The organism is Mesorhizobium sp. M1078, assembly GCF_040318615.1.
In the GTDB taxonomy this organism is placed as follows: domain Bacteria; phylum Pseudomonadota; class Alphaproteobacteria; order Rhizobiales; family Rhizobiaceae; genus Mesorhizobium.
The window spans coordinates 1-22,304 of the sequence record NZ_JAMYMP010000018.1 but is presented as its reverse complement, the minus strand read 5'-3'; the positions used below and the strand labels follow the sequence as shown (position 1 = coordinate 22,304).

The following is a 22,304-nucleotide window of genomic DNA, read 5'->3' as shown; positions in this document are numbered from 1 at the left end:
AACGGAAACGGCGAAATGCTCTAGCTCTTTGGTTGACGCAATTTCGGACGGAAAACCGCTTCACACTTTTCCTGAAATTGCTCTAGTTTCTCACGTAACCGCGGTCTTGACCGCGAAGCGGGCGTCCTGCCAGGCGCCGGTGCGCAGAATATCCTCCAGGACTTCGACCGCCTGCCAGACATCGCCATATCCGACATAGAGCGGCGTGAAGCCGAAACGGATGGTCGACGGCGCCCGGAAATCGCCGATCACGCCGCGCTCGATCAGCGCGCGCATCACCTGATAGCCATGCGGATGGAGGAACGACACCTGGCTGCCGCGCTGGCTGCCGTCGCGAGGACTTTCCAGTTCAAGCCCGTAGGCGCCGCATCTGGCTTCGACGAGCTGGATAAACAGGTCGGTCAGCGCGATGCTTTTTCTGCGCACCGCCGCCATATCGATGTCGTTCCAGATATCGAGCGCGCCCTTGAGCGCCCGCATCGACAGCACCGGCTGCGTTCCGCACAGGAAGCGGCGAATGCCGCTGCCGACGGCAAAGCCCTGCTCGAAGGCAAAGGGCCGCGCATGGCCCCACCAGCCGCTGAGCGGCTGGTGGGCATCGTCATGGTGGCGCTCGGCCGCGTAGATGAAGGCTGGCGAGCCCGGGCCGCCATTGAGGTATTTGTAGGTGCAGCCGACGGCGAAATCGGCATTGGCACGGTCGAGTTCGACCGGCAAGGCGCCGGCGGTGTGGCAGAGATCCCAGATGATCAGCGCGCCGGCGTCATGTGCCTTGCGCGTCAGCGCCGCCATGTCGCGCAACTGGCCGGATTTGTAGTTGACGTGGTTGACCAGGATGACGGCAACGCTGTCGTCGATCAGGTCCTCGATTGCGGCCGCGTCGACGCCCTCCAGCCGCAGCCGCGTTCCCGGCCGGGTCGAGGCGACGCCTTCGGCCATGTAGAGGTCGGTCGGGAAACTGTCGCCCTCGGCAACGATGACCGACCGATTCGGCCGCATGCCGAGCGCGGCGTGCAGCAACTTGTAGATGTTGATCGAGGTTGTGTCGCAGACCACCGTCTGCCCGTCAGCCGCGCCGATCAGTCGTCCGAGCTGATCTCCCAGTTCCACCGGCATGTTGAACCAGCCAGCGGTGTTCCAGGCGCGAATGAGGTCGTGCGCCCATTCCTGCGTGGCGGCCTGCTGCAATTCGCTGAAGACGGCTGGTGACGCGGCACCCAGCGAATTGCCGTCGAGATAAATTACGCCTTGCGGCAAGACAAAGCGTTCGCGCATGGAGCGCAGCGGATCGGCGGCATCCATTGCTTCGATTGTAGCGAGATCGGGTGTCGTGCTCATGATCCGGCGCCCCTCCATGGACAAACGCGCGCGGCGGAGCCTGCCGCCCAAACATGCCGGCGATCTTGAGTGGTCGCCCTTGAACTGTCAAACATTATATATAATTCACCCATTGAAAGGCTTTGATATATAATGATCCGCCGAGCGTTTATGACTGATGGATCACGATGCTGGATGACGAGCAGACCTCGAAGACGGAAGTGGCCTATCGCCTGCTCAGGCGCGATATTCTTGCGACCCGGCTGGCGCCTGCCGCGCCGTTGAAGCTGAGCACGTTGCGCAACACCTACGGCATCGGCTGGACGCCGTTGCGCGAAGCGCTGTCGCGGCTGGAGGCGGAACGGCTTGTGACCGCCATCAGCAACCGCGGGTTTGCGGTCGCTCCCGTCTCTCGGGCGGAGCTCGAGGATCTGGCGCGTGCGCGGCTGGTGGTCGAACTGCCCCTGCTGGTGGAATCGATCGAGAAAGGCGACCGTGAGTGGGAAGACGCGGTCGTTGCCGCCCACTATCGTCTCTCACGGTGCGGGTCTGTTCTCGACGATCCATCGGATGATGCGGTCGACGCGTGGTACGAAAAACACGATGCCTTCCATGCGGCGCTGCTCAGTGCCGCGACATCCAGCTGGCTGCTGCGCTTCAATGCAACGATTTCCGACCAATTGCATCGCCATCACCGCTTTCTGGGTCTGGCCCCCACGCTGCGCGCCGCCGCCGGCCGCACGGATGGGCACCGGAAGGCCGTGGCGGCCCTGCGCGACGCCGTGGCGATCGAACACCATACCGCCCTGATGGAAGCGGCCCTCGATCGCGACGTCGAACGTGCGAAAACTCTGATGACCGCTCACATCGGCTCCACGCTGCAGGTCTATGCCCAGAGCGAACCCGGCGCGGATGCTGCGCAGCCCCGTCCGAAAGGGAAGCGGCGATCGTAACCGACGACGCAGGGCACTTTGTCTTCGTTTCACCCCGTTGCTGGCAACTGGGCGCAGGCGGCGCTCGCAGCGCCGAACGTTACGCTGAACAAAACGTCAACACATTCATTAAACTTTAAAAGGTTGCGGAACACAACTGGAACAGATAGTGTTTGTTCTGGGTTTGTTTTTTCCGATTCTGGTTTCAGAACCCTTGGGGGCCGCGATGCTGACGCGCAAACAACATGAGCTTCTGATGTTCATCCATGAACGCCTGAAGGAGAGCGGAATCCCGCCGTCCTTCGACGAGATGAAGGAAGCGCTCGACCTCGCCTCCAAGTCCGGCATCCACCGACTGATCACAGCGCTTGAGGAGCGCGGTTTCATTCGCCGGCTGCCGAACCGGGCGCGCGCGCTGGAAGTGCTGCGGCTACCCGACTCGATCGCACCAGGCCTCAATGCGGCGAGGAAGTTTTCGCCGAGCGTCATTCAGGGCAGTCTTGGTCAAACCGGCCAAGGGCAAGGCGGCCAGGGACAAGGCGCGTTGGGCCAAGGCGGTCTCGGCCGCCAGATCAGGCCGGGCTCGCCGTCGCGTTCGATGTCGGCCGGCAATGACGATGCCGTTTCCGCGATTTCAATCCCGGTTATGGGACGCATCGCCGCCGGCGTGCCGATCGACGCCATCCAGCATCAGACCCATTCGATCTCGGTGCCGCCCGACATGATCATGGGCGGCGAACACTACGCGCTCGAGGTTAAGGGCGATTCGATGATCGAGGCCGGCATTTTCGATGGCGACACGGTCATCATCCGCAATGCCGACACAGCCAGCCCCGGCGAGATCGTGGTGGCGTTGGTCGACGATGAGGAAGCGACCCTGAAACGCTTCCGCCGCAAGGGCGCCTCGATCGCCCTGGAAGCCGCCAACCCGGCCTACGAGACCCGCATTTTTGGACCGGACAGGGTGAAGGTGCAGGGCAAGCTTGTCGGATTGATCCGGCGCTACTGAGCCGGCTTGGGTTTGTACTTTTCACGCTGGTTGTAAGGCGGCAGGCCGCGCGCTTCGCGGGAGAAGCGGCGTTGCTCGTGCCAGGGGCGATACGGCTTGTCGACGGCGAAGCGGATGGTTGGCGCTGCCGCTGCCGATTGCGGATCGAAGAAGACGGCGGCGCTGCCGTCGCGGGCCAGCTGTTTCTTAGTCACGACCAGCACCAGCGGGTCGCGGCACGGATTGTAGGCGGTGGCGTCATCGATGACGATCAGGCTCGCGAAGGCACAGGCCGGCCGCGCCGTCTTGCGGTCTTTCGCAAGCGCTACAATGGCTCCGGAAGGGTGCCGGGCGATACAGAGATCGCCGGTGCAATAGAAGGGCGAGCCGGGCGGCAGATCGAGCGGATCGAGATCGAACCGCGTATCTGTTGCCTCGAAAATCTCAGGTGGGATAATGGTTTCGGCCCGCAGCGCCCGTTTCCAATTGTCCGTGGTGAATTCGTTGGAGCGTTCGCGGTTGAGGGCGAGTTCGCCGCCACCGATCGGCATGGCCACCAGATGCGCATCCTCGGATATGAGCACGTCGGGCGTAAGCACCTGCGGCACCGTCAACAGGCCGGCCAGCGCGAAAGGCACGGCCGCCAACCTGAGCCAGGTGGTGGCCATGGTGGCGATGACGAGGGCGACCGCCACCAACAGCACCGAGCGGATGGAGATCAGCCCGACGGCGTCGACCGGCGAGCGCTCGGAAATCCAGGCCGATATAGCGATCATCGCCATCAGACCCTTGCCCATCACATAGAGGAGCGGCCCGTCGGCGCCGAACGGCATCGCCAGTGCGCTGAGCACGGCAAAGGGCATGACGATCAACGAAACAATCGGCATCACGGCCAGATTGGCGATCAGGCTGAGCGGCGACACACGCTGAAAATGCCAGATGGCGAACAGCAAGGTTGCACTGCCGGCGATGATCGAGGTCATGGCGAGGCCGCCCATGGCCAGCGCGAATTTTCGCGACAGGAAGCCGACGAAGGAGCGCTTTGCCAGCGGCGTTCTCACCTTGTCGGCGCGGTAATCGGCCCAGCCGGCATAGGCGCCGACAAGGGCGGCAGTGGCGGCAAACGACATCTGGAAGCTGGGACCGACCACCTCGTGCGGCGACACCAGGATGACGGCAATGGCGGAGATCGCCAGATTGCGCATGGTGAGTGCGGCGCGATCAAACAGCACGGCGACAAGCATGACCGCCAGCATGATGAAGCTGCGCTCGGCGGCAACCACGACGCCTGAAATAACGAGATAGGCGGCGATCGAGACAAGCGCTGCCGCGGCCGCATATTTCTTCACCGGCCGGCGCGAAGAGAAATCGGGAAACAGCGCAAAGGCGCCACGCAGCAACGCCATGATGGTGCCGGCAACCAGCGCCATGTGCAGGCCGGAGATGGAGATGATGTGGTATATGCCGGTGCGCCGCATCGCTTCGTTGACCTCGTCCGGGATGCCGGCGCGCACCCCGACAATCAACGCCGCGGCAATCTCGCCTTCGGCGCCGCCGATCTTGCCCCTGATATGGTCGGCAATGTTTTCGCGCGCGTTCTCGATTGCCGAGGAGAGCCGCGCGGCCAGCGGCGGCGGTCCCTGCGTAGCAATGGTTTTCGGATTCCCGAGAAAGAAGCCGCTGCCGCCGATACCGGTGAAATAGCTGTCGAAGGAGAAATCGTAGCTCTCCGGCCGCACCGGACCGGTCGGCGGCAACAGCCTGGCATAGCCGGTGATCAGGGAGCCGGCGGTCATATCGGCGGGAACGGTCCGCGCCGAGAGCCTGACCCGCTCCGGGGCGTAGCGCAACTCGGGGTAAGCGGTCGAAACCACGTCAAGCGTCAGCCTGATGCGCCCGCTCTCCATCTGTTCGAGACTGACGACGCGGCCGGTCAGCCGTGTCTGGATCTCGGAGCCGAGCATCTGCGTTCCGGCGCGCCAGGTCTCGACCTTGGCGGCGACGACGCCGAGCGCGCACAGCATCGCGGCCATGCAGAACAGATGCGTCCTCGGCCGAGGTCGCGTGGCGACAGCGCAACATGTCACCAGCACCACAATGGCGATTGGCTGCGCAAAGCCGGGCTCGCCGGCCAGCGAGAAATAAATGATGACGCCGGCCGCCAGGAAAACCGGCACCAGCAGGAAGGCGACGCCCCGGTCGAGCTCCGCGTTGGCGGCCGCGGCAAGGCTGCGGCGGAGCGCGGGCCATGACGGACGGCGAAGCCGTCTGCGCAGACGGGCGATAGATCCGGGCGCTGTGACTTGCGCCGGCAAGGCGTGACCGGGCAGCGCAGGCGCGACGCCGGGATGCGGCTCCGGCAGCGCGAGGGGCAGCGGCTCGGCATAGGGACTATCGGCAAACAGCGAGCGTTCGCTGACGCTTGCCTCGGCGCCTTCGCCTTCCTTCGTGCCCCGGCCACGTCCAGCCATCGGGTCTGCCCCTTGCGCCCCAGACCTCCCATGCTACATGAACGCGCAAAGTGCGAAAGTCCGTGTGTCGTGCGTTAGAATCAAACCCACCGCGCTTTCACTCCTCTCGAAAGTCCTGCAGCAAGGCGCGCCGTAAGTCCTCCTCAAGCATGAACACACCGACAACCCGGCGCTCAGTTGTCACGTTCCTGTGAACGAAACACTGAGAATGTAGTCCGCGTCGTGAAGGAAGCCGCGAAAATTGGAGGCGGCGAGGACCGCCCTTCTAGCAGCAGAGACGCCCGGGATATGTGCCCTTAGCTCGCCAATTGTGCTTTTTAGCGCTTTCAACGGGCCAGGAAGTATGTAGACTTTGGCATCCGGGTAGACCATGAGCATCTTGCGGAGATCAGACGTCGATCCGCGCACGCTATCGACCATACCGCCGAGAGTGTGGACATCTCCAGAGGCGAGGCCCCTGATTTGCTGAGTGTCGCCGTTGGACGCTCGCACCACCATAGGGTTTTGGAATTTCTGGAGCAAAAGTTCGACTAAGCTTTGCAGCATTGCATCGAGATGACGATCCGCTGCGTCACTCGCAAAGATGCCAGTTTGAACTTCAATGAAGTGCGCCTGATTTTTGGCCTCCAGAGCTTGCTCCTTAGCGACCTCTCTGCTTTGGACAAATTCCTGCCGGGTAAGTTGTAGCTCCTCACGCTGTAGGGCGAGTTCTCCCGATTGCACCATGGTGGCCACGGCCAGCCATAGAAACGCAGGAGGGGCGAAAACGCCGGTCAGCACAGCCGCGAAATCATTCAGGCTAAGTGGCGTCTTGAACTCAACATAGCCTCCCGACGCCAGCGCCCAAGCGACAAGCAGAACGTAGATTCCCGTCACGATCCAACCGCCGGCCACCCAGCGCGAGCCTTTTGCCTTCCTTGGCGTTTCTGACACTTCACTCATCTCACCCCCAATGACCAATTCCCTTGCTGTGGTCTCTGCCAAATGGCGTTGCACGGAGCTACAGGCTTTAGCTGAATTCACGGTGCCTTCGTGCCCCCGGCCACGTCCAGCCATCGGGTCTGCCCTTGCGCCCCAGACCTCCTATGCTACATGAACGCGCAAAGCGCGAAAGTCCGTGCGGTCGCGTCCACCGCGCCGGAATTGACTCGCCAAGGACGCTCAATCCTCAATCATATCCCGGCCCTCCGCCCTCAGGCGAGCAAGCCCATCGTGCATTGCCTTCAATTGTTCGGGTGTATGACCCTGCCATTCAGCGAGCTCCCCCAGGATGAGTAACGGATCACGGGAGCGGTAGGATTTCGTCGGATTACCGGGAAATTTTTTATCGGTCAGGTTAGGGTCATCCATGAAAAACCCCGTCGGCTTTACGATGTAAATCCTTTGACGACCGTCACCCGTTGCAAGCTCTGCTCCCCAGATGGCGGCTTCCAGTGTCTGGGTGAAATAGATCCATGACAGTGGTTTACCTCTGAAATTGGAAGGGTGGCCGACGCTCAGCAGATCCCCGGGTTTCAAATCCGCCCGGGTGCCATGGTAGAACGGATCACCCTCCGTATGGTCAGCGTTTCTGGTCATCGGTAGTCCTTCTTTCAATCATGCTTCCTTAGTGGCGAGACCGGACTGCACACAGTTGCGGTGTTCACGATAATGATTGCAGAAAGGTCAATATGCGTGACCAAGCCAACGCTGTCACGGCGGCGCTGTAGTCGCGCAGTGCCGCCTCCGTAATGTCCGCTCGTCAGAGGAGGCTACCACCGTCGCAGCGATGTTCCAGGCACTGTGACGGACGCTGCAGCCGAATGAAACCCAGACATTGACGCTGCTGCCAAACGAGGTTGCGCGGAGGTGCGAACAGATTTTGTGCTACAAGGCTCCGGCGCCCGTTGACGCAACCGATAATTGCCGACGTGCCCCGGCCTCGTCCAGCCATCGGGTCTGCCCCTTGCGCCCCAGACCTCCTATGCTACATGAACGCGCAAAGCGCGAAAGTCCGCGCGATCACGCCCCGCTTTCCAAGGTTCCCGAGAGTTCCATGTCCGACACGGTCGTCACCCGTTTTGCCCCCTCGCCCACCGGCTATCTGCATATAGGCGGCGCGCGCACCGCACTGTTCAACTGGCTGTACGCCAAGCACACCGGCGGCACGATGGTGCTGCGCATCGAGGACACCGACCGCGAACGCTTCAACGAGGCGGCGACACAGGCCATTCTGGATGGGCTGACCTGGCTCGGCCTTTCCTGGGACGGTGAGGCCATATCGCAGTTCGAGCGCGCGCCGCGCCACCGTGAGGTGGCCGAGGAGCTGGTGCGCCTGGGCAAGGCCTATTACAGCTACGAGACGCCTGCCGAGCTCGAGGCGATGCGCGAGGCCGCACGCGCCAAGGGCTTGCCGCCGCGCTACAACGGCCAGTGGCGCGATCGTGCCCCCTCGGAGGCGCCTCCCGGCGTCAAGGGCGCCATCCGCATCAAGGCGCCGACCGAGGGCGAAACCGTGGTGCACGACCGTGTGCAGGGCGAGGTGCGCTTCCCCAACAAGGACCTCGACGATTTCATCATCCTGCGCTCGGACGGCAATCCGACCTACATGCATGCCGTCGTCGTCGACGACCATGACATGGGCGTCACCCACATCATCCGTGGCGACGACCATCTGACCAACGCCGCGCGCCAGACGGTGATCTACAACGCGATGGGCTGGGACGTCCCGTCGATGTCGCATATCCCGCTGATCCACGGCGCCGACGGCGCCAAGCTGTCGAAGCGGCACGGCGCACTCGGTGTCGAGGCTTATCGCGCCATGGGCTATCTGCCCGAGGCACTGCTCAACTATCTGGCGCGGCTCGGCTGGAGCCATGGCGACGACGAGATCATGTCGATCAAGGACATGATTTCGTGGTTCGACATCGGCGATGTCAACAAGGGTGCGGCGCGCTTCGACTTCGCCAAGCTCGAGTCAATCAACGGCGCGCATATGCGCAAGATGGCCGATACCGAGCTGTTCGACATTTTCGTCGCCACTCTGCCATACCTCGAAGGCGGATCTGCTATCGCCGCCCGTCTCGACGACGCCAGGAAGGCGCAGCTGCTGGCCGCCTTGCCGGGCCTGAAAGAGCGCGCCAAGACGCTGGTGGAACTGGCCGATGGCGCTGCCTTCCTGTTCGTCGAGCGGCCGCTGCCGATCGCCGAGAAGGCGGCAGCACTGCTCAGTGCCGACGCGCGCGCGATCCTGCGCGGCGCACATGCCGCTTTGCAGACTGTTTCGGGCGATTGGTCGGCTGCCGCGGCTGAAGCCGCGGTGCGCGAGTTCGCAACGGCCGGCGGCCACAAGCTCGGCGCCGTGGCCCAACCGCTCCGGGCGGCCCTTACCGGCCGTAGCACCTCGCCCGGCGTGTTCGACGTGCTTGCCGTGCTTGGCCGCGAGGAAAGCCTGGCGCGGATTGCGGATCAAATCGATTAGGAGCGAGCTGGCCCAAAAAGATTGGCATTGAAAGGCGGGTTTCGCAGTGCAACATTAGGCCTTGGCCCAATCAGGCACGCACCTCCCAAAATGCGGTGGCGAGTTCGCGCATTCCGGTGATTTCGACGTGTCGTTTGCAGGAATTGCCTTGCCGGCATGAGGAACATGAAGGAGTTTGAGAATGAGCGAAGCTGCGACAAGACTGGAAACCGGCAGCAAGACGACGCACCCGTCGACTGCCACGCTCGAACTGGCCGGCAAGACGCATGAATTCAAGGTGCGAAGCGGGTCGGTCGGGCCCGACGTCATCGACATCGGTGCGCTCTACAACACCACCGGCGCCTTCACCTACGATCCCGGCTTCACTTCGACGGCGAGCTGCGAGTCGGCGATAACCTTCATCGACGGCGATGCCGGCATCCTGCTTCACCGCGGCTATCCCATCGACCAGCTGGCCGAGCATGGCGACTTCCTCGAAGTCTGCTACCTCCTGCTCTACGGCGAACTGCCGACCAAGGCACAGAAGGACGATTTCGACTACCGGGTGACGCGCCACACCATGGTGCACGAGCAGATGTCGCGCTTCTTCACCGGCTTCCGCCGCGACGCGCATCCGATGGCTGTGATGTGCGGCGTGGTCGGCGCGCTGTCGGCCTTCTATCACGACTCCACCGACATTTCGGACCCGTATCAGCGCATGGTCGCCTCGATGCGGCTGATTGCCAAGATGCCGACGATTGCGGCCATGGCCTACAAATACCATATCGGCCAGCCCTTCATTTACCCGAAGAACGAGCTGAACTTCGCCGCCAACTTCCTGCATATGTGCTTTGCGGTTCCGTGCGAGGAATACAAGATCAATCCGGTGCTGGCGCGCGCCATGGAGCGCATCTTCATCCTGCATGCCGACCACGAGCAGAACGCCTCGACCTCGACCGTGCGGCTTGCAGGCTCGTCGGGCGCCAATCCGTTCGCCTGCATCGCCGCCGGCATCGCCTGCCTGTGGGGCCCGGCGCATGGCGGCGCCAATGAGGCGGCGCTCAACATGCTGGGAGAAATCGGCCATGTCGACCACATCCCGGAATTCATCGCCCGCGCCAAGGACAAGAACGATCCGTTCCGGCTGATGGGCTTCGGCCATCGCGTCTACAAGAACTACGATCCTCGTGCGAAAATCATGCAGAAGACGGCGCATGAGGTGCTCGGCGAACTCGGCATCAAGGACGATCCGCTGCTCGACATCGCCATGGAGCTGGAAAAGATCGCGCTGACCGATTCCTACTTCATCGAAAAGAAGCTCTATCCGAACGTCGATTTCTATTCCGGCATCACGCTGAAGGCGCTGGGCTTCCCCACCACCATGTTCACCGTGCTGTTCGCGGTCGCGCGCACCGTCGGCTGGATCGCGCAGTGGAAGGAAATGATCGAGGACCCGCACCAGAAGATCGGCCGCCCGCGCCAGCTCTATACCGGCGCCCCGGAACGCGACTACGTGCCGATTGCGAAAAGGTGAAAGAGAGTGAATGGTGAATGGTAAGTAGTGAATAGCAGGTAGTAATAGCAGGTAGTAAGTAGCAGCTTGATTATAGTCGAGAGCTCGTTAATCACTATTCACTATTCACTATTCACTCGCTAAGCCCTATTCGCTCTCCCGATGTGGCGAAGAACGACATCGGCGGCGATGTCGCCGGAGGGCCTGTCGGTGGCCATGCGTCTGGCAACCTCGCCAAAGCCGTCCTTTTGCCAAGCGCGGTAGGCGGTGTCTGAGAACAGTGCCTCGAGCTGCCGCGCCAGATAGTGCGGCCGCACATACTGGTTGTAGCTTTCCGGCACGACCGGCCGGTCGGCAATAAGGTTGGGCAAAGCAGCGCTCCACACCGTGATCAGGCTCTGCGCCATCAGCATGATCGGATCGAACTTGTAGCAAGAGATCATCGGGACACCCGACATCGCCAGTTCCAGTGACACCGTTCCAGACGCGATCAGCGCCGCATCGGCCTTGCCGAAGGCCTGCCACTTGCGCTCGGGATCGAGGATGACTTCCGGCTCCTGATCCCAGCGCGCCACCGATGTTTTGACCAGTTCGGCGACATGCGGCACCGTCGGCAGCAACAGCCGCAGCCGGTGGCCACGCGCGCGCAGCGCCGACACCGTCTCGCCGAACGGACCGATAAGCCGGCTCACCTCGCCGCGCCGCGACCCTGGCAGGACGAGCAGCGTCTTGACGTGATCGGCCGAGAGATCGCGTGGCTGGGCTTGCGCCCTGGCCGCGCCCAGCACGCCTGGATCATGCGTGAGGCGATGTCCGACGTAAGTGCCGGGCGGGCCGCCGAGACGGCTGAGCTCCTTTACCTCGAAAGGCAGGATGCACAGTATGTGGTCGACATAGGGCTTCATCGCGGCCGCCCTACCCGGCCGCCACGCCCAGACGCTCGGGCAGACATAATGGACGATCGGGATCGACGTATCGGTGGCGCGGACCTTTTTGGCGACGCGCAGCGAGAAATCGGGGCTGTCGATGGTGATCAGACAGTCGGGTTTTTCGGCGGCGACAGCACTTGCCGTCTGGCTGATCCGCCGCATCAGGCGCGGCAGGTCACGCAGGATCGCGCTGAGCCCCATCAGCGCGATCTCGGCGCCGTCGAACAGCGGCGCCAGTCCGAGCGCCTGCAGATGCCGCCCGCCAGTGCCGACGAGTTGCACCTCGCGCCCGGTCATGCGCTTCAGCGCCTGCACGATGTCGGCGCCCAGCAGGTCGCCGGATTCTTCGCCGGCGACGATGGCAATCTTCAGCGGCTTCTCAGCTGCCATGGACAGACTCCGCAGCCGGCAGGCCGAACACGAACAGGCCGAGCGCATTGGCGCGCGCGAGAACGGCGGGGCCTTCGAGGATGAGCGAACGGCCGGCTTCGACGGCAATGCCGGCGAGCCCCGCGGCATGCGCCGCCTCGACGGTCTGGGGGCCAATAGATGGCAGATCGGCACGCAATTCCTGGCCAGGCTTGGCGCATTTGACCAGGACACCGCGCGTCTTGCCGGCCAGCCTGCCATGGCCGCGCAACTGCTGCGTCCGCTCGAGCAGTCCGTGGGTGCCCTCGACGCCTTCCAGGGCAACAGTGCGGCCACCGATGGCAATTGCCGCCTGACCAATGTCGAGCGCGCCGATGGCCTTTGCCGCCGCGTGTGCCGCCTCGATATCGCGCCAGTCGGACTTTCGCGGCACTGCTTTGGTCAGCGGCCCTTCGGCCGCGACGAGCCGGGGCACGACTTCATGCGCACCGACAACCTTGACGCCCCGTGCCTCCAGGCCGCGGGTCAATATCTTCAACAGCCCGTCATCGCCGCGGGCAAGCGCCATGGCGAGCGAGGGTATAAGTGCCAGTAGCCCAAGGTTCGGACGCATGTCGACCAACCGCGGCCTGCGCCTGATCTCGCCGGCAAGCACAAGATGGGTGATCCGCCGGCGCCTCAGCAACGCAACCAGCGAGCCGATGTCTTCCAGCGCAAGGCTTTCATGCTCATAGATTGTGAGGTCGGACTGACGGTCGGCCTGACCTTCGACCAGGATGATGACGGGCGGATGTCCGGCCTCCGCCAGGCCGGCGGCAACTTCGACCGGCAAGCTACCGCCGCCGGCAATGATGCCGACCCTGGCGTCCGGCGCAAGATCGAGGCCCGTTGAAGTGGCCTCAGCCTTCGTCATCGGCATCGTCGCCGTCGCCACCCTTAAGCGACGGGACGGCAAAATGCCGCTTGCCGCGACTGGTGATGAAATCGATGATTTTCATGGCCGTCGGCGACGACGCAAACTCGGCCTTGGCGAATTCGATGTTCTCGCCGACAGTGCGGGAGCGGTCGAAGATGGTCTTGTAAGCCTTGCGCAGCAGGTAGATTTCGGCGCGCGGCAACCCGGCGCGCTTCAGGCCGATGATATTGAGTCCACGCAGGCTGGCGCGATTGCCCACCGCAATGGCGTAAGGAATGACATCGCCGACAAAAGCCGAGCAGCCGCCGAGAAAGGCGTTGTCGCCAACACGCACGAACTGATGAACGGCGCTGAGGCCGCCAATATATACGTTGTCACCGACCTCGCAATGGCCGCCCAGGGTCGCGCCATTGGCGAAGGTGGCGTTTTTACCGACGACGCAATCATGGGCAATGTGGGCATAGGCAAGGAAATTGCCGTTGTCGCCGACGGTCGTCTCGCCGCGGCTGGAATCGGTGCCGAGATGCATGGTCACGCCTTCGCGGATCGTGCAGTTCTGGCCGATGACCAAAGTGGTGCGGCCGCCCTTGTGCTTGGTGTTCTGCGGCGGTCCGCCCAGTGTCGCCATTGGATAGACCCTGGTCGCGGCGCCAATGGTTGTCGCGCCCAGCACCGAGACATGGCTGACCAGTTCGACGCGGTCACCGATCACGGCGTCAGAGCCGACATAGCAGAAAGGCCCTATGGAGGCGCCTTCGCCGATCTGCGCGCCGGCCTCGATGACGGCCGAGGGGTGGATTGAAGTCTGTATTTTCATGAGCATTTCGAACCGTCAGCCGGTAACCATCATTGCCGAGATCTCGGCTTCGGCGGCCTTTGTGCCCTCCACCATGGCCTCGCAGGCGAATTTGAGCAGGTTGCCGCGCATCTTGATTTTCTTGACGTGGATTTTCAACTGGTCGCCCGGGACGACCGGTTTGCGGAATTTCGCATTATCGATGGTCAGGAAATAGACCAGCGAGGGCTTTTCCGTGTTGAGGTTACGGATGCAGATCGCGCCGGCCGTCTGCGCCATAGCCTCGACGATGAGCACGCCCGGCATCACCGGCTGATCCGGGAAATGGCCCTGGAAATGCGGCTCATTGATGGTCACGTTCTTGATGCCGATGGCAGAATCATTGCCGTCGATTTCGATGATGCGATCGATCATCAGGAAGGGATAGCGATGCGGTAAAAGCTTCATTAACCCCAATATATCGACCGCTTCGAGCGTCGCCGGCACCATCTCAGCTACTTCCCCCTTCGCCCTGCTTGCGCGTCCTGGCGAGCTTCCTCAGCATGGCGATCTCGCGCATGGCTTCCGCCATCGGCTGCGCCGGATAGCCTCCCCAGATCTCGCCCGCCGGCACGTTGCTCATGAACCCGCTTCTTGCAGCAAGCTTGGCCCCTGATCCGATGGTCAAATGATCGGCAAGGCCAACGCCGCCCCCCATGGTGACACCGTCGCCGACGGTGACGGAGCCGGAAATACCAGAGAGCCCGGCAATAATGCAATTGCGGCCGATGCGAACGTTATGGGCGATCTGCACCAGATTGTCGATCTTGGTCCCCTGACCGATGACCGTATCCGACATGGCGCCGCGATCGACGGTCGTGTTCGAGCCGATTTCGACATCGTCCTGAATGATGACGCGGCCGACCTGCGGCACACGCTCAGGGCCTTTGGCGCCGCCGACAAAGCCGAAGCCGTCCTGGCCGATCCTGGCGCCGCCATGAATGATGACGCGGTTGCCGATCAGCGCGTACTGAACACTGACACCCGGCCCGATGTAGCCGTCACGGCCGATCTGGCAGGAGGGGCCGATAACGGCGTGGGGGGCAATGACCGTTCCGCTGCCGATGGAAGCACGCGGGCCAACGACGGCTCCGGCTTCGATGATCGCGCCTGCCTCGATATGCGCCGTGGCATCGACATGAGCTTGCGGCGAGACCCCGGTTTCGCTGGTCATCGGCCCCGGCGTAGCCGCCGTCGGGAACAGCAGTCGGCCGATCATGGCGAAGGCCTGCTGCGGGCGCGGATGAACCAGAACCGCGATGCCGGCCGGCGCCTTGCCGGCGAACTCAGCGGGACAAAACACGGCCGCCGCCTTGAGCGACTGCATCAGCGCGAAATTGCGCTTGCCGTCGACGAAGACGAGCGCACCCTCGCCGCCTTCGTTGGCTGGCGCCAACGCATCGATCGATATGTGGGCAAGGTCGGAATCGACGAGCGACGCGCCGGTCAGATTCGCGACTTCGCCGGCCGTATACCGGCGTGATGGCGCGAAGAACACCGGATCGGTCATTCCAGAAGCAATATCCAGCTAGGTCGGATCAATTCTCTTCCGGACCCCAACGGCCCGGAAGCATCGTTACCGCAAGATCAGAAGCGGCTCGACATGCCGAAGTTGAATTCCTGCACGTCGTCGGTCTTTTCCTTCTTGACGGGCATCGCGTAGTCGATGCGGATCGGGCCGAAAGGCGATGACCACAACAAGCCGACACCAACCGAAGCGCGCAACTCTAGATCAGTTGAAGCTTGAGTAACCCCGGCGACGTTAATCTTGCTGCCATACAGTGTGGCGGCATCAGCAAACACGGCGCCGCGCACACCAAAGCTTTCCGGAATGACCGGTATCGGGAACTGAGCTTCCGCCGACGCATTGAAATAGGTGGTGCCGCCGAGGTGGTCACCCGTTGCAATATCCGCAGGACCGATGCCGCCATACTCGAAGCCGCGGATCATGCGGTCGCTGCTCTGGAACTGATCGAAGATACGCAGGCCATTATCGCCATAGCCCGCAATATGGCCAGCACCGCCGGAGATCAGGCCGACCAGATCCAACTGTTCCGACAGGGTCTGGTAGACAGTCCCACGACCGGTAACCTTGACGAATTTGGCATCGCCACCAAGGCCGGCCACTTCCACAGTCGTGGTGGCGTAGATGCCTTCATGCGGGCTCTTCATGTCGTCGATGGTGTTGTAGACCAGCCCAAGGCTGACCGACGACTTGATCCACGGGCTTTCATTAATTCCCTCGACGATCGCCGGAGATATCTTGCAGTCGGCGTCCGGGGTCCCGTCGCCAGGCAGGTTGTTCGGATCGCCCGGGTCGGTAGGATTGTCATCGCAACCGTCGTCGAGCTTGTATTTCTCCTGGGCGATATTGTACGCCAGCTGGGTCGAGATGTTGTCGGTGATCGGCAGACCGAACCGAACTGTCGCGCCCAGCGTCTCGCTGTCATATTTGCTGTAATTCCGGGTCTGCTGGAAGATGTCGAAGCCGGCGGCGATACGGCGCCCGAGGAAATAGGGTTCGGTGAAAGACAGGCTGTAGTCGCGCGAATTCTTGCCACCACCCGCCGAAACCTTGATGTACTGGCCGCGACCGAGGAAGTTGCGCTCCGCGACCGAACCTTCGACGGACGGACCGGCAGTGTCACCACCGGTCGAATATCCTGCGCCGACCGAGAACTCGCCGGTCGATTTCTCGACTACGTCAACCACGAGCACGACTTGGTCTGGCTCAGAACCCGGGACAGTCGAAACGTCGACTTTCTCAAAGTAATCCAGCTTTTCCAGCCGCTTCTTCGCGCGCTGGATGAGTACCTGGTTGAAGGCGTCGCCTTCACTGACATCGAACTCACGACGAATGACATAGTCGCGCGTGCGGTCGTTGCCGCGGATTTCGATGCGCTCGATATAGGCCTTGGTGCCCTGGTCGATCGTATAGACGACCGAAATGGTGTGGTTCTCGAAGTTGCGATCACCGCGCGGCGTCACCTGGGCGAAGGCATAGCCCGAACCCGCGACCTTTTCGGTCAGCGCGATGATGGTGTCCTCGACATCCTTGGCGTTGTAGACGTCGCCCTTGTGGGTCTGAACCACCGATTCCAGCGCCTTCGAATCGACTTCGGGAATGGTGCTCTCGACGCTGACGTCGCCGAACGTATAGCGGTCGCCTTCCTGGACGGTGATGGTAACGGTGTACTGGTTGGTCGTGTCATCGAGCTCGCCGACGGCTGAGACCACCTGGAAGTCGGCATAGCCGTGATTGTAATAGAAGCGGCGCAGCGATTCCTGGTCGGCGCGCAGCTTGTCCTCGTCATAGACGTCGTCACGCAGCACGAAGGACAGGAAGCTCGAGCGCTTGGTGGCGATGACGTCGGACAGGCGGCGGCTCGAATAGGCGCTGTTGCCGACGAAATTGACGGCGGCGATCTTGGTGCGGCCGCCTTCGTTGATGTTGAAGACCACGTTCACCCGGTTGTCGCCGAGATCCATGATCTGCGTCGTGACAGTGGCGTCATCGCGGCCAATCCGCCTGTAGGCAGCCTTCACCGCCTCGACATCGGAGTCCAGCGTTGCCTGCGAGAACGTCCCGCGCGGCTTCAACTGCACGGCGACTGCCAGCGCATTGTCCTTGAGCTTCTTGTTGCCCTGGAACAGAACCTGGTTGACGACCTGATATTCGGCAACCTTGACCACCAGCGTCGAACCGACCTGATTGATCTGCACGTCCGAGAACAGCCCGGTGCCGAACAGCGCCTTGACCGCATCGTCGATATCGGCGCTGGAAAACGCCTTGCCCGGCTTGATCGTGATGTAGTTGCGGATGGTGTCGGCGTCGACACGCTGGTTGCCGCTGACCTCGACTCTCGAGACAACGGCTGCCTGCGCCGCAGATGTGGCAACGAACTGCACGGCGAGCGCACCTGGTACAACCAGAGCGGCGGACATAGCCACCGCGGACGCGGCGCTCAAAAATTTGGATGCTGCCTTCATCGGGCTTTTGTACCTTTTCTCGAAGTCCCCACGGCGAGAAAACCGGACGTGCGGTAATTTCTCCTACCGTATTAACCGGATTTTCCCTACACGCAAGGCTTCTGGTTAATTTGTAATTACTTAACCCTGATGCGTGGCTTTCGCGTCACGCATACCCCCGTGCATGGTAAACGGCGTCTCAACATTGCCGGTGCTGAAGCCAAATTTCTTCATGATTTCAGCACCCAAACAGATCGTTCCAGAAGACGAAGCCCATAAATCCCAGCACCAGAAAGAGGCCGGCCCGGTATCCCATTTCCATCATCCGCTCCGATACCGGACGCCGGAAAACGGCTTCGAGTGCGTAGAACAGGAGGTGGCCGCCGTCGAGGGGGGGAATCGGCAAAAGGTTCAGAATTCCGATCCCGACCGACAGGCCGGCGACGAGTTGCACCAGCCATAGGAAGCCCAGCTTTGCCGCCTGCCCCGACATCTTGGCGATCTTGATCGGGCCGCCCAGCTGGCATTTGTCTTCGCGGCCGACAACGAATCGCTGCAGGAACTGGCCGGTGCGCTGAATGACGTGCCCCGTCTCCTCGACCGCGGCGCCGACTGCTCCGACAGGGCTGTAGGTGATCAGCCTGGGCTGGCCGACATCCTTGTTGTTGACGACGCCGATGACGGCCACCTTGACCTTGTTGCCCAGTGCGTCCAGCTGCTCCATCGGCTCCGGCGTCGCGACGACCGTGACCTCCTTGCCGTCGCGCAACATGGTGAAGGTGATGGCGTCGCCGCCGCGGCCCGAAACTAGGCGCTGGACGTCGGCGAAGGTCTCAACCTTGCTGCCGTCGACGGCGACGAATCGGTCGCCTGGCAAAATGCCGGCCCTTGCGGCTGGACTGCCGGCGGTGACCGCCGCCACCATCGGCTCAAACACAGGGCGGCCATAGAGGGAAAACAGCACGGCAAAGACGGCAATGGTCAAAAGGAAGTTGAACAGCGGTCCGGCCACCACCGTGGCGGCGCGTTTCCAGATGGGTTGCGTGTGGAAGGCGACCTTGCGTTCAGCGTCAGTCAGCGTTTCCAGATCTTCCGAACTCGGCTGGCTCGACGTGGCGCTCATGTCGCCGACGAATTTGACATAACCGCCGAGCGGTATGGCGCAGAGCTTCCAGCGCGTGCCGTGGCTGTCGTTGAAGCCGAGAAGTTCGGGGCCGAAGCCGATCGAAAAGGCCTTCACGCCAATGCCGCACCAGCGGCCGACCAGGTAATGGCCCATTTCGTGAATGAAGACGACCACGGTCAGCACGAACAGAAACGGCACCAGCGTGCCGAGGACAAAGCCTTCCGTGCTGAAAAACGCGTGAAGAATTTCGTTCAAGTCATGCCCTCAAATTCACCCGCGGCAAAAGGTGTCGCCGCGACTGTGACATCAATCCAGGCGAATCCGTGGCGTGCGCCATTTCTTCGCCGTGAAATATCACTCAAGCCGGAAACAGCCCCTGCGCCGGATGATCGGCGCCCGCCGAAATCCAGCCGATCACGTATAGGGCAAAAGCCGCCGCGACAAGCCCGTCCACCCTGTCCATGACACCGCCATGCCCGGGTATCAACGCGCTTGAATCCTTGCGGCCGTGGCGGCGCTTGACCCAGGATTCGAAGAGATCGCCAGCCTGGGCAACAATCGACAGCACCAGCGCAACCAAGGCGAGGACGCCAAGATTGCCGGCCCCGGCGGCGGCAGCCAGAAGCACGCCGGCGGCCACGCCGCCGACAGCGCCGCCAAGCGCGCCGCTCTGCGTCTTGCCGGGGGATATAGATGGCGCGAGCTTGGGCCCACCGACGGAGCGGCCGACGAAATAGGCGAAGATGTCGGTCGCCCAGACCACGGCGAACAGAAACAGGATTGCGACCAGGCCGGGATGGTCGCCGCCGCGCAGCAGCGCCAGCGATAAGCCGGACAAAGCCGCGTAGGCAAGACCGGCTGCATCCCATTGCGCCGCTCCATGCATACGGGCGCCGACAGCAGCGATCACAACCATGGCCAGGACAAGAGACAGAAGCCACGATGCCGGCACGCCTGCAACCAGGGCGACGACGAAAACCAGAAGCAGCGCTTCGGGAATGAAGCCGAGGGTCGCACCGGCCAAGGGGCGCGACATGCGCGCCCATTCATAGAAGATGACCGCCGATATCCCGGCGCAAAGCAGGCGGAACCACAGCCCTCCCAACCAGGTCAGGCCAAGCGCTATTGCGGCCAGCACCAGCGCCGAGACGATGCGAAGCTGAAGATTGTTCATCCCGCCGCCGATCACGAGGCAGCGACATCTTGAGCGGCAAGCCCGCCAAAACGGCGCTCGCGGCCAGCAAAATCGCGCAATGCGTCGGCCAGGTGTTCGCGGCTGAAGTCAGGCCAGTAGCAAGGCAGAAAAACCAGTTCGCTGTAGGCTGCCTGCCACAGAAGGAAGTTCGACAGCCGAAGCTCGCCACTGGTGCGGATGACCAGCTCCGGATCGGGAATGCCTGCGGTGTCGAGGGCGCCGGCAAAAGTGTCTGCCGTGATCGCCTCTGCGTCGATCTCGCCGCGCGCCACTGCGGCTGCGAGCTTGCGTGCCGTGCGCACGATCTCGTCGCGCCCGCCATAGTTGAAGGCGATGACCAAGGTCAGTGATTCATTGCGCGCAGTCAGCGATTCGGCCTCTTCGAGCAGGCCCCTGATGTCCGGCTGCAGCCCCGCCCTGTCACCGATGATCCTGACGCGCACGCCGTTCTGGTGCAGTTCGGCCAGATCGCGGCGGATGAACAGCTTCAAAAGCCCCATCAGGTCGCTGACTTCGGCCTTGGGCCGCGACCAGTTTTCCGACGAAAAGGCGTAGACGGTCAGGAAGGAAATGCCGAGACCGGGCGCGGCGCGCACCGTCTTGCGCAGCGCTTCGACGCCGGCGCGATGGCCGGCAAGCCGCGGCATGCCGCGCGCCTTGGCCCAGCGTCCGTTTCCATCCATGATGATCGCGACATGCGCGGGCGTTGCCATTGTCTCGCTTTCGGGCCGGTGTGGGCCGACCCTAGACCTGCATGATTTCAGCTTCCTTATCGGAAAGCAGGTGATCGATGGTGCTGATCGTTTCGTCGGTCAGCTTCTGGACCTGATCGGAGCGCTTGCGCTGATCGTCCTCGCTGATGTCGCCGTCCTTTTCCGCCTTCTTCAAGAAGTCCATGCCGTCGCGACGGACATGGCGCACCGCAACGCGGGCGTTCTCGGCGTAGCCATGCGAAATCTTGACCAGTTCCTTGCGGCGCTGCTCGTTGAGCTCGGGCAGCGGAATTCTGAGATTGGTGCCGTCGACGATCGGATTGAAGCCGAGATTGGATTCTCTGATGGCACGGTCGACCGCGCCGACCATCGACTTGTCCCATACCGAAACCGAGATCATGCGCGGCTCCGGCACCGACACGTTCGCCACCTGGTTGATGGGCATGGTGGTGCCGTAGGCCTGGACCTGGATGGCGTCGAGCAGATTGCTGGAGGCACGGCCGGTGCGCAGCGAAGCCAGATCGTGCTTGAAGGCGGCGATCGCGCCATCCATGCGCCGCTTGAGGTCGTCGAACTCACCACTCATCTTAGTCTCCTCGACCCGTTTGATCCGGGTTCAGTGCTTAGGGCCTATATTCGGACCCGCTTTCGAAAACTGATCCCCTTTTAGGAGAGTATACTCCGGGTCACTCGTCGGCGACGATCGTGCAACGGCCGCCGCCCCGCAGAATATCGCCGAAACCACCTTTTTCGTGGATCGAATAGACGATTATCGGGATGTTGTTTTCGCGCGCAAGTGCAATTGCGGCGGTATCCATGATCGAAAGGCCCTTGTTGATGACTTCGGCATGGCTGATGCGCTCGAAGCGGGTCGCATTCGGATCCTTCTTGGGATCGGCCGAATAGACGCCGTCGACCTGGGTGCCCTTGAACAACGCGTCGGCGCCGATCTCGGCGGCGCGCAAGGCCGCGGCCGAATCGGTGGTGAAGAACGGATTGCCGGTGCCGCCGGCGAAAATGACGACCTTGCCCTGGTTCATATAGGCGGTGGCCTGGCGCTGGGAAAAACTCTCGCAAAGTTCGGGCATGGCGATGGCCGACAGCACGACGGCATCGACGCCGATCTTGTTCAGCGAGGTGCGCAGCGCCAGCGAGTTGATGACGGTGGCCAGCATGCCCATGTGGTCGCCGGTGACGCGGTCGCCGCCCTTGGATGCCACCGCCACGCCGCGAAAGATATTGCCGCCGCCAATGACGACGCCGACCTCGATGCCAAGTGCGCGGGCTTCGGCGATGTCGGCGGCGATTCGGTCGACCACCGAGACATCGATGCCGAAATGCTGCTCGCCCATCAACGCTTCGCCCGACGCTTTCAGCAGGACACGTCGATAGAGGGGCTTTGCCGTCATCTGGACCTCGTCATTGTTGCGTGTGGCAGCCTGGGCAGGCCGCCCTCGCGCGGGCGCCGCCGCTGGCGCGATGCCGAGTTCCGATACACGAAGGGGGCCCCGGGGGGGCCCGGCGCCCCCGCCCCCAATACGCCCTTGGGGGGGGGGGCCGGCGGGGTGTGGGGTGGGGGGGGGGGGGGGGGT

Annotated in this window: 19 protein-coding genes; 4 read left to right on the top strand and 15 right to left on the bottom strand. The window is 62.6% G+C overall.

Annotated features, from left to right (window positions below; translation table 11 throughout):
• Positions 1-90: 90 nt before the first annotated feature.
• Entirely contained in the window at positions 91-1,338 is a 1,248-nt protein-coding gene (gene kynU / locus NKH38_RS21830) for a kynureninase (protein ID WP_023834107.1), read from the bottom strand.
• A 167-nt stretch (positions 1,339-1,505) separates the two neighbouring features.
• Between kynU and NKH38_RS21825 the strand changes: the two genes are divergently transcribed.
• Together NKH38_RS21825 and lexA are read left to right on the top strand one after the other, a co-directional pair.
• Entirely contained in the window at positions 1,506-2,270 is a 765-nt protein-coding gene (locus tag NKH38_RS21825) for a GntR family transcriptional regulator (protein ID WP_023834108.1), read from the top strand.
• Between the two features lie 205 nt (positions 2,271-2,475).
• Positions 2,476-3,258 carry a transcriptional repressor LexA gene (gene lexA / locus NKH38_RS21820; protein WP_352763445.1) on the top strand — a complete coding sequence of 261 codons (783 nt, stop codon included), beginning with the start codon at positions 2,476-2,478 and terminating at the stop codon, positions 3,256-3,258.
• On the opposite strand, the gene NKH38_RS21815 is transcribed toward lexA, so the two are convergent.
• The 3 genes from NKH38_RS21815 to arr form a co-directional block, all read right to left on the bottom strand.
• Positions 3,252-5,708, bottom strand: a complete 2,457-nt coding sequence (locus NKH38_RS21815) for a ComEC/Rec2 family competence protein (protein WP_352763448.1) — start codon at positions 5,706-5,708, stop codon at positions 3,252-3,254. The two genes, lexA and NKH38_RS21815, sit on opposite strands and share 7 nt — an antisense overlap.
• A gap of 180 nt (positions 5,709-5,888) precedes the next feature.
• Positions 5,889-6,650: a hypothetical protein gene (locus NKH38_RS21810; protein ID WP_155923558.1), complete on the bottom strand. Its 762-nt coding sequence runs from the start codon at positions 6,648-6,650 to the stop codon at positions 5,889-5,891.
• Between the two features lie 219 nt (positions 6,651-6,869).
• Positions 6,870-7,286, bottom strand: coding sequence for an NAD(+)--rifampin ADP-ribosyltransferase (gene arr / locus NKH38_RS21805; RefSeq protein WP_023696562.1), 417 nt, complete (start codon positions 7,284-7,286; stop codon positions 6,870-6,872).
• Between the two features lie 457 nt (positions 7,287-7,743).
• Here arr and gltX point away from each other — a divergent pair, with 457 nt between their 5' ends.
• Entirely contained in the window at positions 7,744-9,168 is a 1,425-nt protein-coding gene (gene gltX / locus NKH38_RS21800) for a glutamate--tRNA ligase (RefSeq protein WP_352763452.1), read from the top strand.
• A gap of 181 nt (positions 9,169-9,349) precedes the next feature.
• Positions 9,350-10,681 carry a citrate synthase gene (gltA, locus tag NKH38_RS21795; protein ID WP_023671037.1) on the top strand — a complete coding sequence of 444 codons (1,332 nt, stop codon included), beginning with the start codon at positions 9,350-9,352 and terminating at the stop codon, positions 10,679-10,681.
• A gap of 119 nt (positions 10,682-10,800) precedes the next feature.
• On the opposite strand, the gene lpxB is transcribed toward gltA, so the two are convergent.
• From lpxB to pyrH, 11 genes are all read right to left on the bottom strand, one after another.
• Positions 10,801-11,979: a lipid-A-disaccharide synthase gene (gene lpxB / locus NKH38_RS21790; RefSeq protein WP_023726646.1), complete on the bottom strand. Its 1,179-nt coding sequence runs from the start codon at positions 11,977-11,979 to the stop codon at positions 10,801-10,803.
• The gene (locus tag NKH38_RS21785) at positions 11,969-12,871 is read right to left on the bottom strand and encodes an LpxI family protein (RefSeq protein WP_023824869.1); all 903 of its coding nucleotides are present in this window, start codon (positions 12,869-12,871) and stop codon (positions 11,969-11,971) included. Before NKH38_RS21785 ends, lpxB begins: the two co-directional genes overlap by 11 nt.
• Positions 12,858-13,691 (bottom strand): acyl-ACP--UDP-N-acetylglucosamine O-acyltransferase, encoded by an 834-nt coding sequence (lpxA, locus tag NKH38_RS21780; protein ID WP_352763457.1) that lies wholly within the window; start codon positions 13,689-13,691, stop codon positions 12,858-12,860. The genes NKH38_RS21785 and lpxA overlap by 14 nt, the downstream gene beginning before the upstream one ends.
• Before the next feature lie 15 nt (positions 13,692-13,706).
• A complete protein-coding gene (fabZ, locus tag NKH38_RS21775; RefSeq protein WP_023684696.1) occupies positions 13,707-14,159 on the bottom strand; it encodes a 3-hydroxyacyl-ACP dehydratase FabZ in 453 nt (150 codons plus the stop codon).
• Position 14,160: 1 nt separating this feature from the next.
• The gene (gene lpxD / locus NKH38_RS21770; protein ID WP_023700728.1) at positions 14,161-15,219 is read right to left on the bottom strand and encodes a UDP-3-O-(3-hydroxymyristoyl)glucosamine N-acyltransferase; all 1,059 of its coding nucleotides are present in this window, start codon (positions 15,217-15,219) and stop codon (positions 14,161-14,163) included.
• 77 nt (positions 15,220-15,296) lie between these two features.
• A complete protein-coding gene (gene bamA / locus NKH38_RS21765) occupies positions 15,297-17,699 on the bottom strand; it encodes an outer membrane protein assembly factor BamA (RefSeq protein WP_352763462.1) in 2,403 nt (800 codons plus the stop codon).
• Positions 17,700-17,916: 217 nt separating this feature from the next.
• Positions 17,917-19,059, bottom strand: a complete 1,143-nt coding sequence (rseP, locus tag NKH38_RS21760) for an RIP metalloprotease RseP (RefSeq protein ID WP_023693444.1) — start codon at positions 19,057-19,059, stop codon at positions 17,917-17,919.
• Positions 19,060-19,162: 103 nt separating this feature from the next.
• Positions 19,163-19,978, bottom strand: coding sequence for a phosphatidate cytidylyltransferase (locus NKH38_RS21755; protein ID WP_023815768.1), 816 nt, complete (start codon positions 19,976-19,978; stop codon positions 19,163-19,165).
• A gap of 11 nt (positions 19,979-19,989) precedes the next feature.
• Positions 19,990-20,712: an isoprenyl transferase gene (locus NKH38_RS21750; RefSeq protein WP_023748403.1), complete on the bottom strand. Its 723-nt coding sequence runs from the start codon at positions 20,710-20,712 to the stop codon at positions 19,990-19,992.
• Positions 20,713-20,743: 31 nt separating this feature from the next.
• Entirely contained in the window at positions 20,744-21,298 is a 555-nt protein-coding gene (gene frr, locus NKH38_RS21745) for a ribosome recycling factor (protein WP_023671027.1), read from the bottom strand.
• A 100-nt stretch (positions 21,299-21,398) separates the two neighbouring features.
• Complete coding sequence (gene pyrH, locus NKH38_RS21740; protein WP_023671026.1) at positions 21,399-22,121, bottom strand: UMP kinase; 723 nt, start codon at positions 22,119-22,121, stop codon at positions 21,399-21,401.
• Positions 22,122-22,304: the final 183 nt, after the last annotated feature.

Excerpts from the sequence above, each read along its gene's own strand:
- kynU (WP_023834107.1), bottom strand. The coding sequence starts at position 1,338 with ATGAGCACGACACCCGATCTCGCTACAATCGAAGCAATGGATGCCGCC.
- NKH38_RS21825 (WP_023834108.1), top strand. The coding sequence starts at position 1,506 with ATGCTGGATGACGAGCAGACCTCGAAGACGGAAGTGGCCTATCGCCTG.
- lexA (WP_352763445.1), top strand. The coding sequence starts at position 2,476 with ATGCTGACGCGCAAACAACATGAGCTTCTGATGTTCATCCATGAACGC.
- NKH38_RS21815 (WP_352763448.1), bottom strand. The coding sequence starts at position 5,708 with ATGGCTGGACGTGGCCGGGGCACGAAGGAAGGCGAAGGCGCCGAGGCA.
- NKH38_RS21810 (WP_155923558.1), bottom strand. The coding sequence starts at position 6,650 with ATGAGTGAAGTGTCAGAAACGCCAAGGAAGGCAAAAGGCTCGCGCTGG.
- arr (WP_023696562.1), bottom strand. The coding sequence starts at position 7,286 with ATGACCAGAAACGCTGACCATACGGAGGGTGATCCGTTCTACCATGGC.
- gltX (WP_352763452.1), top strand. The coding sequence starts at position 7,744 with ATGTCCGACACGGTCGTCACCCGTTTTGCCCCCTCGCCCACCGGCTAT.
- gltA (WP_023671037.1), top strand. The coding sequence starts at position 9,350 with ATGAGCGAAGCTGCGACAAGACTGGAAACCGGCAGCAAGACGACGCAC.
- lpxB (WP_023726646.1), bottom strand. The coding sequence starts at position 11,979 with ATGGCAGCTGAGAAGCCGCTGAAGATTGCCATCGTCGCCGGCGAAGAA.
- NKH38_RS21785 (WP_023824869.1), bottom strand. The coding sequence starts at position 12,871 with ATGACGAAGGCTGAGGCCACTTCAACGGGCCTCGATCTTGCGCCGGAC.
- lpxA (WP_352763457.1), bottom strand. The coding sequence starts at position 13,691 with ATGAAAATACAGACTTCAATCCACCCCTCGGCCGTCATCGAGGCCGGC.
- fabZ (WP_023684696.1), bottom strand. The coding sequence starts at position 14,159 with ATGGTGCCGGCGACGCTCGAAGCGGTCGATATATTGGGGTTAATGAAG.
- lpxD (WP_023700728.1), bottom strand. The coding sequence starts at position 15,219 with ATGACCGATCCGGTGTTCTTCGCGCCATCACGCCGGTATACGGCCGGC.
- bamA (WP_352763462.1), bottom strand. The coding sequence starts at position 17,699 with ATGAAGGCAGCATCCAAATTTTTGAGCGCCGCGTCCGCGGTGGCTATG.
- NKH38_RS21755 (WP_023815768.1), bottom strand. The coding sequence starts at position 19,978 with ATGAACAATCTTCAGCTTCGCATCGTCTCGGCGCTGGTGCTGGCCGCA.
- NKH38_RS21750 (WP_023748403.1), bottom strand. The coding sequence starts at position 20,712 with ATGGCAACGCCCGCGCATGTCGCGATCATCATGGATGGAAACGGACGC.
- frr (WP_023671027.1), bottom strand. The coding sequence starts at position 21,298 with ATGAGTGGTGAGTTCGACGACCTCAAGCGGCGCATGGATGGCGCGATC.
- pyrH (WP_023671026.1), bottom strand. The coding sequence starts at position 22,121 with ATGACGGCAAAGCCCCTCTATCGACGTGTCCTGCTGAAAGCGTCGGGC.